The 11,228-nt window shown below is 62.3% G+C and carries 8 protein-coding genes; all 8 read right to left on the bottom strand.

Annotation, left to right across the window (positions count from 1 at the left end; all coding sequences use genetic code 11):
• On the bottom strand, positions 1 to 2,349 hold a 2,349-nt coding region (locus NP590_RS19695), incomplete at its 3' end, for an efflux RND transporter permease subunit (RefSeq protein ID WP_256604440.1).
• Entirely contained in the window at positions 2,346 to 5,471 is a 3,126-nt protein-coding gene (locus NP590_RS19690; RefSeq protein WP_256604438.1) for an MdtB/MuxB family multidrug efflux RND transporter permease subunit, read from the bottom strand. The genes NP590_RS19690 and NP590_RS19695, both read right to left, overlap by 4 nt.
• Positions 5,472 to 5,475: 4 nt before the next feature.
• Complete coding sequence (locus NP590_RS19685) at positions 5,476 to 6,744, bottom strand: MdtA/MuxA family multidrug efflux RND transporter periplasmic adaptor subunit (RefSeq protein WP_256604437.1); 1,269 nt, start codon at positions 6,742 to 6,744, stop codon at positions 5,476 to 5,478.
• 341 nt (positions 6,745 to 7,085) lie between these two features.
• Entirely contained in the window at positions 7,086 to 7,724 is a 639-nt protein-coding gene (locus tag NP590_RS19680) for a lysophospholipid acyltransferase family protein (protein WP_256604436.1), read from the bottom strand.
• Positions 7,725 to 7,733: 9 nt separating this feature from the next.
• Positions 7,734 to 8,675, bottom strand: coding sequence for a phosphatidate cytidylyltransferase (locus NP590_RS19675; protein ID WP_256604435.1), 942 nt, complete (start codon positions 8,673 to 8,675; stop codon positions 7,734 to 7,736).
• On the bottom strand, positions 8,672 to 9,277 hold the full coding sequence (locus NP590_RS19670; protein WP_256604434.1) for a CDP-alcohol phosphatidyltransferase family protein: 606 nt from the start codon (positions 9,275 to 9,277) through the stop codon (positions 8,672 to 8,674). The genes NP590_RS19675 and NP590_RS19670 overlap by 4 nt, the downstream gene beginning before the upstream one ends.
• Positions 9,278 to 9,783: 506 nt before the next feature.
• Positions 9,784 to 10,164, bottom strand: coding sequence for a NifB/NifX family molybdenum-iron cluster-binding protein (locus tag NP590_RS19665; RefSeq protein WP_256604433.1), 381 nt, complete (start codon positions 10,162 to 10,164; stop codon positions 9,784 to 9,786).
• A gap of 78 nt (positions 10,165 to 10,242) precedes the next feature.
• The coding region (locus NP590_RS19660) for an autotransporter outer membrane beta-barrel domain-containing protein (RefSeq protein ID WP_256604432.1) at positions 10,243 to 11,228 on the bottom strand (986 nt) is incomplete at its 5' end.

Genomic DNA, 11,228 nt, shown 5'->3' with positions numbered 1-11,228 from the left:
GGGCGCCGCCGCCTCGCCGTCGGCGCCCGGCGGGGCGGGCACGCTGATATACAGCTGTTTCAGGCTTTCCGGACTTTGCCAATATTGCGGGGCCAGTTCCATCACCACCCGGTATTGATTCAGCGGGTTGTAGATCACCGAGACCTGCCGCTGGCCGAAGGCGTTGTTCAGGGTGGCGTCGATCAGGGACTGGCTGACGCCGAAGCGGGCCGCCGCGTCCCGGTTCACCACCAGGCCGATCTGCTGGCCCTTGTCCTGCTGGCTGCTGTTGACGTCCTTCAGCTCGGGCAGGCGCGACAGCGCCTCGCGTACCTTGGGCGTCCATTCCGCCAGACTGTCCAGATCGTCGGCCTGCAAGGTATAGTCGTAGGAACCGAAGGACATGCGTCCGCCCATGCGCAGTTCCTGGGCGGGAAACATGTACAGGCGGACGCCGGGCAGGCGTTCGGTCAATTTGCGCAGGCGTTCCATCACCACTTCTATGCGGTCGCGTTGCCGGTGCGGTTTTAGGGTAATGAACACCCGCGCGCTGTTGCCGCCGTCCGAACCGCCGCCGAAACCGGCCACGTTGTCCACCGCCGGGTCTTGCCGCACCAGCTCGGAGATGCGGGCAAAGCCTTGCTCCAATACCTGAAAGGAGGCGCCTTGATCGGTCATCACCTGCCCCATCAGGCGCCCGCCGTCCTGGCTGGGAAAAAAGCCTTTGTCTATGATCCGGTACAGATAGACGTTCAAGGCTATGGTCGCCAGCAGTATGGCCAGCATCAGGCGGCCGTGCGCCAAGGCCCAGCCCAAGCTACGCCGATAAACATCCCGCGCGGCGTCGAACGCCGCGCCCAGGGCCCGGTAAACCCGGCCGTGCTCGCCGCGCTCCCGGCCCAGCCAGCGCGCGCACAACATCGGCGTGGCGGTCAGCGAAATCAACAGAGATACCAGCACCGCCGCCGATAAGGTCAGCGCAAACTCCCTGAACAGCCGCCCCGGCACCCCGCCCATCAGCAGGATGGGCAAAAACACCGCCACCAGCGACACGCTCATGGCCAGCACGGTAAATCCGACTTCCCGGGTGGACAGCAAGGCTGCGGCCAGCGGCGACATGCCCTGTTCGATATGGCGGTTGCTGTTTTCCACCACCACGATGGCATCGTCGACCACAAAGCCGGTGGCGATGGTCAGCGCCATCAGGGTCAGATTGTTCAGGCTGAAGCCGCAGAAATACATCACGGCGCAAGCACCCAGCAAGGACACCGGTACCGCCACCACCGGCACCGCCGCCGAGCGCGGATGGCGCAGAAACGCCAGTACCACCGCCATCACCAGCAGCACGGCAATCAGCAGGCTGTGTTCCACTTCGACGATGGAGGCCCTGATCGATTGCGAACGGTCAACCACCAGCGCCAACTCGGCCCGCGGCGGCAAGGCCGCCCGTAGCCGCGGCAGCATTTCCAATATGCGGTCGACGGTTTCTATCACGTTGGCCTTGGGTTGCTTGCGTATCACCAGCATCACCGCCGGTTTGCCCTGGTACAGGCCGGTGGTGCGCAGGTCTTCCACCGAATCGATGACTTGGCCGACATCGGCCAACCGAATCGCGGCGCCGTTGCGGTAGCGGATGATCAACGGCGCATAGTCCGCCGCCCGGGCCGCCTGATCGTTGGCCTGGATTTGCCAGCGCCGCTCGGCATTTTCCAGGCTGCCCTTGGGCCGGGTGACGTTGGCGCGGGCGATGGTATTGCGCACATCGTCCAGGCCGATGCCGTATTGGCCGAGGGCATTGGGATTCAATTCGACCCGCACCGCCGGCAAGGCCGCCCCGCCCAGATCGACCACGCCGACCCCCGGCACCTGGGAAATTTTTTGCAACAGTATGCTGGAGGCGGCATCGTACAGCTGGCCGCGGCTCAATTGCTCCGAGGTCAGGGCCAGTACCAGTATCGGCGAGTCGCCGGGGTTGTCGCGCCGGTAACTCGGGCGGCGGGGCATGTTGCCGGGCAACTGGCCAGCGGCGGCGTTGATGGCGGCCTGAATGTCGCGGCTGGCGCCGTCGATATCCCGATCCAGATCGAATTGCAAGGTGATGCGGGTGGAGCCCTGGGAACTGCTGGAGCTCATTTCGGCCAGCCCGGCGATACGGCCCAAGGCCCGTTCCAACGGCGCCGCCACGGTGGCGGCCATGGTTTCGGCGCTGGCGCCCGGCACCTGCGCGGTCACCGACAAGGTGGGAAAATCCACTTCCGGCAAGGCCGCTATCGGCAGATGCATAAATGCCAGCATGCCGCATAGTCCTATCGCCAAGGTCAGCAAGCTGGTCGCCACCGGCCGGCGGATGAAGATGGCGGACAGATTCAAGGCCGCTCTCCGTCCGGCCCGGCCGCGTCCAGGCCCCGGGCGGCATCGACCCGGCGGGCCAGCTTATCCATCGCCAGGTAGATCACCGGCGTGGTGTACAAGGTCAGCAGCTGGCTGAGCAGCAAGCCGCCGACCATGGTTATCCCCAAGGGATGGCGCAATTCCGAGCCGACCCCGCTACCCAGCATCAGCGGCAAGGCGCCCAGCAAGGCGGCCAGCGTGGTCATCAATATCGGCCGAAAGCGCAGCAGACAAGCCTGGAATATCGCCTGTTCCGGCGGCAGGCCCTGTTCGCGCTCGGCCTGCAGGGCAAAATCTATCATCATGATGGCGTTTTTCTTGACGATGCCTATCAACAGGATGATGCCGATGATGCCGATGATGCCCAGATCCTGGCCGGACAGTTGCAGGGCCAGCAAGGCGCCCACCCCGGCGGACGGCAGGGTCGATAATATGGTCAGGGGATGGATGTAACTTTCGTACAACACGCCCAACACGATGTAAACGGTGACGATGGCGGCCAGTATCAACCAGACGGTATCGGCCAGCGAGGCTTTGAAGGCCTGGGCCGCGCCCTGATATTCGCTACGTATCGACAGCGGCAGGCCGATCTCGGCCTTGGCGGCTTCGATGGCGGCCACGGCATCCCCCAGGGCCTTGCCGGCGGCCGGATTGAACGATATGGTGCTGACCGGGTATTGATCGAGGTGGTTGATGGTCAGCGGGGTCGGCCGTTCCGAGAATGCGGCAATGGCGGATAGCGGTATCTGGCCGCCGTTGTCGGCCGGTACCCGTAATTCGTTGAGGGCTTGCGGATTCAGCTGTTGCTCCGGCGCCACTTCCAGCACCACCCGGTATTGGTTGGCCTGGGTAAAAATGGTCGATACCAGCCGTTGGCCGTAAGCGCTATACAGGGTGTCGTCGATGGCGGCGGTGCTGACGCCCAAGCGGCCGGCGCTGGCCCGGTCGATGTTGACGTAGACCTGGCGGCCCTGGTCCAGCACGTCGCTGACCGCTTCGGACAACTCCGGCCGATCTTGCAAGGCCGCCACCAGCCGGCCGGTCCAGCGGTTCAGTTCTTCGCTATCCGCCCCTTCCAGCGTGAACTGGTAGGGGGTGCGTCCGAGCCGGCTTTCCAGGGTCAGGTCCTGTACCGGCCGCAGATACAGTTTGGCGCCGCCGGCTTGCTCCGCCCGCTGCTTCAGGTCGGCCATGACTTGTTCGGCCGGCGCTCTGCGTCCATGCGGTTTTAAATTGATCAGGAAGCGGCCGCTGTTGGGGGCGGTGTTGATGCCGTCGACGCCGATGAAGGAGGACAGGCTCTCCACCGCCGGGTGCGCCAGTATCAAGTGGGCCAGTTGGCGCTGCTGCTCGGTCATGGCTTGAAACGATACGGTTTGCGGCGCTTCGGAAAAGCCCTGGATCAGGCCGGTATCCTGTTGCGGGAAAAACCCCTTGGGTATCAGGATATACATCAGCACGGTCAATAGCACGCTGGCGAAAAACACCAGCAGGGTGGCGGTTTGCCGTTGCATGACCCACGTCAGGCTACGGCCGTAGCCGGCGATCAGGCGCTCGAACCAGCCCGCGCCATCGTTCCCGCTGTCGGCATGAGCGGGCCGCAGCAGCTTGGCGCACATCATCGGCGTCAGGGTCAAGGATACCAAGGCGGAAAGCAATATCGCCACCGCCAGCGTGATGGCGAACTCCCGGAACAGCCTACCCACCACATCGGACATGAACAACAAGGGAATCAATACCGCCACCAGGGAAAAGGTCAGCGAGATGATGGTAAAGCCGATTTGCTCGGCGCCCTTCAGGGCGGCCTTGAGCGGGCTATCGCCTGCTTCCCGGTAGCGGCTGATGTTTTCTATCACCACAATGGCGTCGTCGACCACGAATCCGGTGGCGATGGTCAAGGCCATCAGGGTCAGGTTATTGATGCTGAAATCGGCCAGATACATCAGCGCAAAGGTGCCTATCAGGGACAGCGGCACCGCCACGCCCGAAATCAGGGTGGCCGGCAGGTTGCGCAGGAACAGGAACATCACCATGACCACCAGCGCCACGGCCAGCAGCAGTTCGAATTGCACGTCGCGCACCGAGGCGCGAATGGTGACGGTGCGGTCGCTCAGCAGGCTGACCTCTACGCCGGCCGGCAAGGCCGCTTGCAGTTTGGGCAGTAGCGCCTGGATGCCGTCCACCACGTCGATGACGTTGGCGCCCGGTTGGCGCTGCACGTTGAGGATGACGGCCGCGCTGTCGTTGGCCCAGGCCGCCAGCCGGACGTTTTCCACGCCGTCGACCACCTCGGCCACGTCGGCCAACCGCAGCGGGGCGCCGTTGCGGTAGCTGACCACCAGTTCTTTATATTCGGCCGCCGAATGCAGTTGATCGTTGCTGTCTATGCTGATCGAGCGGGTCGGACCGTTGATGCTGCCCTTGGGCTGGTTGACGTTGGCGGCGGCGATGACTGCGCGCACGTCTTCCAGTCCGATGCCGTAGGCGGCCAGGGCCTTGTGATTGACTTGTACCCTCACGGCCGGCCGCTGGCCGCCGCTGATGCCGACCATGCCCACGCCGGGTAATTGAGCGATTTTGCGCGCCAGCCGGGTTTCGACCAGGTCCTGTACCTGCCGGAGGGGCATGGCTTGGGCGCTGATGGTCAGGGTCATGATGGGCGAGTCGGCCGGGTTGACCTTGCTGTATATCGGCGACTGCGGCAGGTCGGCGGGCAACAGGTTGCTGGCGGCGTTGATGGCGGCCTGTACGGTCTGTTCGGCCGCGTCCAGATTCAATGCCAGGTTGAACTGCAGGGTAATTACCGAGGCGCCGCCGCCGCTGGTGGAGGTCATCTGCGTCAGGCCGGGCATTTGCCCGAACTGGCGCTCCAGCGGGGCGGTGACGATGGCGGTCATGACCTCGGGACTGGCGCCCGGATACAAGGTGGTGACCTGTATGGTGGGATAGTCGACCCTGGGCAGGGCGGAAACCGGCAGCAACCGATAGGCCAGCACGCCGACCAGCAGCAGCGCCAGCATCAGCAGTGAGGTGGCGACCGGCCGCAGAATGAACGGGCGCGATGGGTTGAAGCCGGCTTGGCCGGGCTGTTCGAGTGTCATGACTTTAGTCGGGCCGGCCGGGCTTGCCCGGTCCTTGCCCGGCCGGGGGTTTCGGCTTGCCGGCCACCGGCCGGCCGTCCCGTTCGGCCACGTCGACCGCCGCGCCGTCCTTGACCCTGTCGTGCCCGCTGATCACCACGCTTTCGCCGGCCGCCAGATGCGCCGGCAGCGCGACTTTGTCGTCCTGAACGGGACCGGCTTCGATCCGGCGCAGGTGGGCGATGTTTTCGGCGTCGATCACGTATAAATAGGCGCCCTCGGCATCGTGCTGTATGGCCGCGCCGGACACCTGGGTCACGTCGCGCAGGGTGTCCAGATGCAGGCGCACGTTGACGAACTGGTTGACGAACAGGCTGTGCTCGCGGTTGTCGAAGCGGGCCCGCAATTTGACGGTGCCGGTGGCGGGATCGATCTGGTTGTCGATGGCGATCAATTTACCGCTGGCCAGTTTGAGCTGGCCGGACCGGTCGTAGGCATCCACGCTGAGCTCTTTATCGCTACGATAGCGTTGCGCCACGGCCGGCAGTTGGTCTTCCGGCAAGGTGAACACCACGCTGATGGGTTGTACCTGGGTAATCACCGCCAGTCCGTTGGCATCGCCGGCGCGGACCATATTGCCCTGATCGACCTGCCGCAAGCCGACCAGTCCGGCAATCGGCGCGCTGATGCGGGCGAATTCCAGTTGCAGCCGGGCGTTGGCTAGCTGGGCCTGGTCCATTTCCACGCTACCCCGGTATTGCTTGACCAGGGCTTCCTGGGTCACGGTTTGCTGGGCGGCGATGGAGTCCTGCTCCAGCAGGGTCTGGTAACGTTGCTGGTCCAGCTCGGCGTTTTTCAACAGGGCCTGATCCCGCAACAGCTGACCTTCCGCCTGCCGCACTTGTATCCGGTAGGGGCGCGGGTCGATCTCGGCCAGCAGTTCGCCTTCCTTGACCATCTGCCCCTCCCTGAACGCCACCCGTATCAGTTCGCCATCCACCCGCGAACGCACCGTCACGCTGCGCAAGGCCGTCACCGTACCCAGCGCGTTAAGAAATACCGGAAAATCGCCGCTACGGGCCGTTTCCACCGAGACCACGGCGGGGGAATTGTCGTTATAGCGGGAAAAACGGCCGCCCTTGTTCTTGATACTCTCATCATGGCCGTCGACCGGCCGGACGGAGAAATAATATAACCCGCCGCCCGAAAAGCCCAAAATCAGCAACACCGCAAACCATGGCCAGCGCCTCGGCCGAGGGGGAGGCGCGGGTGTAGCGGAAACCTGTTCTGTCATAAGCAAAAATACCGTCAATAAAAAGTGTCAGCGCGCGACCGGACAGCCGGCCGGTCGAAAAATCCGCCGCGGGCGGCAATATTATCCCAATTCGCCGAATGATAAAGCCGCGAGGCCGTGCCGGGTAAAGCTTGGGGAGTTATTGAACCATCGTTTTAAGCGCCTGTTTAAGCAAAGAGTGGCGAGAGCCGGCAGCATGTTTGTGATCATATCCTTATTCCAAAAGTCCTCGTGGAAGCGACGCGCGGTCGCGATGTTCAAGGCCGTCCGCGCGACTATGCGTCGCGTCCGCCGGACCGCCTTTCATGGCCCATGGCTTCGCGAACATGATTCATAGCCGTTCAGGCCCCGTCGAACGGCAATGGCTGGGCTTCATCCCGCAACAGCGCAAAGGCGTGTGCCAGTTCGGCCATAAAAGCCGGCCGGCTGCCGTTCCAAGCCAGGGCCGGGGCGATGAAGACATCGACGAAGAACGGCACCAGCACGAATTCTCCCTTGGGCAGACACTTACCCAGGCCGCTGAAAAATACCGGAATAACCGGCACCTCGGGCCGCTTGCTCAGCAAATGGGCGATGCCGCTTTTGAATTTGCCGAGCTGTTCCGGCGCGCCTCGACTGCCTTCCGGAAACAGCAACAGTATCTTGCCATGATCCAGCGCCCGCAGCAGCGGTGTCAGCGTATCGCCGCCCACGGCGGCCGGCCGGCGGTCTATCGGCACGATGCCGATGATACGCAAGGCAAACCACTTCAAGCAGCGATTGCGAAAAAAATAATCCGCCGCCGCCACGGGATGCGCGTCGGCAAGCAGCGCTTGAGGGAACAGCGACATCAATACCAGGGTATCCAGGTGGCTGTTGTGATTGGCAACCACGATGGCGGGACCGGCGCTCGGCAGATATTGCCGGCCGCGCACGTTCAAGCCTATCAGGAACAATACCAGGGGTTTGACCAGCAACAGATAAAACAAACCGCGCAACATGACGTTTGCTCAATAGTGCAGAAAATAAACGTAATGAAAAAACAACGGCGCGGTGTAGGTCAGGCTGTCCAATCTATCCAGGATACCGCCGTGTCCGGGCAGCAGCGTGCCGCTGTCCTTGACGCCCAAATCCCGCTTCAGCGCCGATATAGTCACGTCGCCGACGAAGCCGGCCAAGCCGATCAAAAACCCGGCCCCCAAGGCTTGGTATACGGTCAACGGCGTCAGCCACGGCGCCAAGGGCACCGCCAACGCCGCCGTGCTGAATACTCCGCCCAGGAAGCCGGCCAAGGTTTTGTTGGGGCTGACCTTAGGCACGATTTTGCGCTTGCCCAGGCTTTTACCCCAGACATACTGGGCCACGTCGTTGATTTCGGTCAGAAACACCAAATAAATCAACAAGCCCATGCTGCCGCCGCCGGGATTGTTTTCCGCCGGCAACACCAGCATGAAGGCCATGTGACTGAGGCTGAATACGCAAATCATCAAGCCCCAGTGCAAGGTGCCGATGGCGCGCAAAAAACCCTGGGTTTCGCCTGTCAATATCATCCGCATCGGCAGCCATAAAAACACATAGACCGGAATGAAGATGATGAACACGCCGTACCAGCCCGCCCATACCCAATAATACTGCAACGGAATAGCCAGATAGGCCCAAAACAACACCCGGTGATCGGCGCGCCGGGTCGGGATCAGCGACAGATATTCCTTGAAAGCCAAAAAACTGATCAAGCCCAACACGATCACGGAGGTGGCTCGGTTGATCAGCACCGCCACGGCAAACACCGCCACGATGAGCCACCAGGTTTTCACCCGTTGGCGCAACTCGCCGTAGTCGCGCTCCGGCCGGCGGCGTTGCAGCGCGATGGAAATGCCGCTGGCAATGCACAACAGCAAGGCGATGCCGGCGAAGGCCACTTGCACGCTAAGCGGCAAAGCGACCGCCGTCATGCATGCACCTCGGCCAATGCCCGGCGGCAGCGATTCAGGATGGTGACGGCCAACAACAGCAACAATGCGGCGAACAGCCAATTGATCCAGGCGCCGGACCAGCCGGCGGCAACGCCCACGGCCAGCGCGCCGAACACGAAGGCGCGGTCGCTCTTGCCCATCGGGCCGTCGTAACGCCTGGATGCGCCGATTTGCACGGCCACCACGCCGGCCATTTCACTGATGATGGCGGCAATCACAATACCGACCACCAACCACAAGTTGGCGTCCGGCAACAAGGCAAAAGGCAGGTAGAGCGCGGCGTCCGAAACCACGTCGCACAACTCGTTCAAGATGCCGCCCAAGGCGGACTGCATGCCGTGTTCGCGCGCCAGCATGCCGTCTATCGCATTCAAGGCCATGCGCAGCAGCATGGTCAGCGGAACCGCCCAATAAATGCCGGGTTGCCAACCCGGATAAAACAAGGCCGCGCCGACCAGCAATGACAGGCCAAGCGCCGCCAGCGTGATCTGGTTGGCGGTCACGCCCCGTTCCGCCAAGCAGCGCACGCCGGGTCGCAACAGGTTTTGAAAGGCCGGTTTGATGTCGTATATGGAAGCCATGATTACCTTTAAGTTCGTTCAAAGCGTTGGGGTTACGGGTCAGGCCCGCAAGGATTCCGGCCAAAATAACTTCCGCATTATGTGCCCTCTCCCCGCGGGAGAGGGCCAGGGCGAGGGATATGAATAGTGAAGTTATAGGGGGCGGAATCCTAAGCCAAGGCATTACCTTAGCTCAATTCGAAAAAAATCGCAGCCGTCGTTGTCGGTCACGGTCCATGGTTGCGGAAGATCCGGACACCACGCCGGATGAAAGGCAGTCTCGTAAAAGCGGCGCGCAGTCGCGCTTTGCAAGATTTTCATCGCGACCGTGCGTCGCTCCTACAAAAATTTTCAGAGTATCTTCTGAATCGCGGGCGATTACTCCACTATCTCCTGACGCATTAGGGTAATTTTTCAAGTCAAGGCTCATGCAAACGGGGCAAATGTCGTGGGAGCGATGCACGGTCGCGATTCTAAAGCTCGTCATCGCGACCATGCGTCGCTCCCACCGAGTCTTTCGAGTTTACTCAATGATGGCCTTTCAGGCATGGCTGCTCGTCGTGCGGCGGGCCTTCGGTGAGTTTGCCGGCCAGATAGGCCGCAATGGCTTGTAGCGGCGAGGTTTCGCGAGTGGTGAGCAGCTCGGTATTGCGTTCCGCCAAACGCTTGATCACGCCGTCGCCGGCCGATGCGGCTATCGCCACGTCCACATAATGCAGCGGATGGCGATTACCGTCGCCGCGTACGTGCCACTCGTGCAGACCGCCGAACTCGGTCAAATCCAGCGTCCAGGCCAGTTCCACGCCGGATTCTCCGGTGGCGAACACCTGCCATTTCGCCGCCCGGCCGGCATGCGCGGCTATCGCGCCGTCCTGATCCACGGCCACCGCAATAATTTTCTGTGTCATCGTTAGCTCATCTCCAGCAAAAATTCAGTGCTTTCGCCAACCCGCTTGCCGAAGCGACGAAAATGGACCTACTGCCCCTTACAAACCCAGCCGGATGCCGACGGTACCGATGTAATTGTCGAAATACGCGTGACCGAGCAAGGTCTCGAAATTGGCATAAGCCTGCCAACCGTTGGGCATTACCGCGATCAGGCCGCCGCCGACATGGAAAAAATCCCGGTCGGGCCGGTCGTTTTGAAAGCCGAAGGTGGTCGGAACCGCGCGGAAATCCTGCGCGAATTGCACATAACTGGTGCGCTGGCCGTTGTCGTACTCGTGGGTCCAGTCGGCGTTGACCTGCGGCAACAATACGCCCCACGCAGTGCTGATCGCATAGGACGCCTGCGCGCCGATGCTGGATTGCACCGAGGTGAGCCGGTCGGTCAGATAACGCAATTCCAGGCCCGAGCTGCCTCGCTCCGTATAGGCATCCATCGCCGCGTGCCGGTAGCGAACCGTGCCGCGCGGGCCGAAGGTGAAACCGCCCAGCGTGAAGTCGTAGCCCGTGGACAGATTGCCCTCGAATTGGTCGGCACCCGGCGCGCCGCTAATGACGCCGCCGAAATTGGTGTTGTCCTCGCGCAGGTAATCCCGGCGGTTGTCATTGCTGCCGTCCTTGCGCAGATATTGAAACGACAGGTCGGCGAAAAAGCCCCGCCAGGGAAACAAGGAGGCGAACAGGGTCGGTCCGTAGGAATCGGTTTCGAAGCCGCCGCCGTTGAGCTGATCGCCGTGCCAGTGCGAATAATTGACAGCCAGCCCGACCACGGCCCAATCGGTCGGCATGCTGTCGAGGCCCAGACTGAAGCCCGCCTCGTTGGACGCGTAACCCCGTTCCAAGTCGGTTTGACGCCGGTTCAATTCGCGGTAATCGGCATTGAAGAACAGATTAAAGCCGGGCAACAGCGCCCAATCGCCGTCGCCGGCTCCCTCGCCATCGGCCTTGCCTTGGCCGGCATCCGCCCGCGCGCGGCGTTTTTTTACCACCTGGTCTGCCTGGCCGAGGGCGGAAAACGCCGCTCCGG

This window comes from Methylomonas subterranea, assembly GCF_024505185.1.
Lineage (GTDB): Bacteria > Pseudomonadota > Gammaproteobacteria > Methylococcales > Methylomonadaceae > Methylomonas > Methylomonas subterranea.
Note: the sequence above shows the minus strand (reverse complement) of the source record. Positions and strands in the feature narration are given on the sequence as shown.